Source organism: Rhizobium redzepovicii, assembly GCF_019793435.1.
GTDB lineage: Bacteria > Pseudomonadota > Alphaproteobacteria > Rhizobiales > Rhizobiaceae > Rhizobium > Rhizobium redzepovicii.
The window spans coordinates 1-255 of the sequence record NZ_JAILYH010000126.1; the positions used below are offsets into that span (position 1 = coordinate 1).

Annotated in this window: 1 protein-coding gene; it reads right to left on the bottom strand. The window is 60.4% G+C overall.

What is annotated here, in order from left to right; all coding sequences use genetic code 11:
* On the bottom strand, window positions 1-255 hold a 255-nt coding region (locus K6N12_RS33885), incomplete at both ends, for a porin (RefSeq protein WP_222149197.1).

Sequence of the window (255 nt, forward strand, 5' to 3'; positions counted from 1 at the left end):
CCCACCAGCTGTAGAACAGACCGGCGCGGAAGCCCGCGACGTCGAGGTAAGCGGAGTCGAGGATGGCGTCCTGATCCGAGGCGTTGTCAGCATTGAACTGCATGACGATGACGCCGGTCAGCGGACCATACTCGGTGTCGCTCTTGGCCGTGAACTGAACCTGACCGCGGGTCTTGGCATCCCAATCCGAATCGTTGCTGACCGAGCCATTGAGCGGCTGATCACCAACGTCGACCTGGAAACGGATGTAGCCTT